The following is a 2,218-nucleotide window of genomic DNA, read 5'->3' on the forward strand; positions in this document are numbered from 1 at the left end:
ACTCCATCACTACTTTCCACTCCGATGGCCCCGGAGCCTACCAGCCCCGCCCTGGCCGGCGAAACGGCCCCGCTGGCGCGAGCCCTGACAAAACCGCCTCGACCGCCGCGTGGTAGGGAGCACGAATGTTGATATCTATCATCCGGTCGATTGCATCGGGGTTGAGCGTCAGCGGATCGCCCATGATCAACGTGCTTGCGCTCACCACCAGCACGTCGAGAGCACTACGGGCTGGCCTTGGATGTCGCCGAATAGTCCACGTAGCCTTCCGGTCCCTGCGTGAACCACATCGTCGCGTCGTCCACGGCAAGCGGGAGCTTGCGCGCAAGCCGCAATGGCAGATCCGGGTTGGCGATGAAGGGACGGCCGAAGGAGATTGCATCGGCGGTGCCCTCATCGAGTGCGGCTTGCGCTCGTGCGAGGTCGTAATCCGAGTTGACGATCAGCGGTCCCTTGAAGGCGGGTCGCAACTTCCCCGCCAGAGGTGGGAGGTCGCCGACGCCGAACGTGCCATCAAGCGGCGGCTCCCGAAGCTCCAAATACGCGATACCGATCGCAGAGAGCGCCTCCAACGCAGCGGTGAAGAGCGGCACGGGATTGCTGTCGCGCACGCCCTGCGTTTCCCCGTTGGGTGACAGACGCACGCCCGTACGGTCCGCTCCGACCGTGTCAGCAACCGCCTGTGTCACTTCGCGCAGTAGCCGGATGTGGTTCGGGATCGGGCCACCATAGGCGTCGGTCCGGAAGTTCGAGCTGTCTCGAAGAAATTCGTCGATGAAGTAACCGTTTGCCGCGTGGATCTGGACTCCGTCGAAGCCAGCCTCCACCGCGTTACGCGCCGCCGCCCGGAAGTCATCGATGATACGCGGGATCTCGTCGGTCCGTAGTGGCCGGCCTGCCTCGTAGCGCTGCTTCCCCGCGTAGGTATGCGCATGACCAGGCGCAGTCGTACCCGAGGCCGAGACAGGCTGCCCGCCAGCAAGAAAGCTCGGGTGAACGGTTCGGCCCATATGCCAGAGCTGGGCCACGATCCGGCCGCCTGCAGCGTGAACCGCGTCCGTCACAGTCCGCCAGCCGCCAAGCTGCTCCGGTGTCCAGAGCCCCGTCGCGTAGGGCCAGCCCATCCCTTCCCGGGAGATGCCGATCGCTTCCGAGATGATAAGCCCGGCCGCGGCGCGCTGGGCGTAGTACTCCGCCATTATGGGGGTTGGGATGTGCTCGCGCGTCCCACGGGCGCGCGTCATCGGCGCCATCAAGATGCGGTTCGGCGCCTCGATGCTGCCGAGGCGGATGGGGTCAAACAGGGTAGGCACGGAAGGGTGTCCCAGCGGGAGGAGCGATGGCGTCGAGGTGACCGAGCGGGTCGATGCGGCGTCAGACAAGGCGCGAGCCGCCGTCCACGTGCAGCGTCTCGCCGTTCATGAAGCCATTGGTCATGAGGAAGACGACCGCCGACCCGGCTTCCTCGGCCGTCCCGAGGCGACGAAGCGGCAGCCTCTCAGCCAGGCTTGCCACATAGCCGTCCCGGTTCGCCCCGAGCGTGCGAGCGAGAAGCGGCGTGTCTGTCGTGCCCGGAGACAGGGTGTTCACCCGTCGCGGCGCGAGTTCGAGAGCGAGACCGCGAGCCAGGGCCTCCATGGCGGCCGAGGCTGCGGCGAGCACGGCCGTGCCCTGGGCAGTCGGCCGGTCGGCGAGCGCGCCGGAGATGAAAGTGACGGACCCGTTCGGTGCAAGCCGCTCGCCGAGCGTGCGGAGCGTGTTGATCGCCGCCCAAATCCGCTCCTCGAAGGCGCGGCGGAGATGGTCGATGTCTGCCTCGAGCACCTTGCCAGCCACGAAGGTGCCGGCGAGCAGCACCAAGTGGTCGACATGCGGGATGTCGGCGAGCGCAGCCGTGATCGTGTCGGGCTTCCTCACGTCCGCGCCGCGCCAACCGGCGAAGCCGTGCTCGGTCGCAACCCGCTCGGCGCCCGCCGGGTCGAACCCGACAACGATGACGGATGCACCGGCCGCCTTGGCCTGGCGGGCGGCCGCGAGACCGATGCCCGACGTGCCCCCAACGATGACGACAGCGCGGCCTTGCAGGTCGCCGGTCAAGGACGCGGCCTGGAGGGTGGTATGAACGGTCTGATGGTGTGGACGCCCCCCGACGGCATCAATGTGCCAAGGTGAAGGTGTCAAGCTATCACCAGGGGAGGCGTCCATGGGGCAGGCTAAC

General features: G+C 67.2%; 2 protein-coding genes. Both read right to left on the reverse strand.

Annotated elements, in window-relative coordinates; genetic code table 11:
* Nucleotides 1–224 precede the first annotated feature (224 nt).
* The gene (locus EP26_RS30570) at nucleotides 225–1,313 is read right to left on the reverse strand and encodes an alkene reductase (RefSeq protein WP_043345221.1); all 1,089 of its coding nucleotides are present in this window, start codon (nucleotides 1,311–1,313) and stop codon (nucleotides 225–227) included.
* Between the two features lie 61 nt (nucleotides 1,314–1,374).
* A complete protein-coding gene (locus EP26_RS30575; protein WP_043345223.1) occupies nucleotides 1,375–2,097 on the reverse strand; it encodes an SDR family oxidoreductase in 723 nt (240 codons plus the stop codon).
* Between the last annotated feature and the right edge of the window lie 121 nt (nucleotides 2,098–2,218).

It is taken from the genome of Belnapia moabensis DSM 16746 (assembly GCF_000745835.1).
GTDB lineage: Bacteria > Pseudomonadota > Alphaproteobacteria > Acetobacterales > Acetobacteraceae > Belnapia > Belnapia moabensis.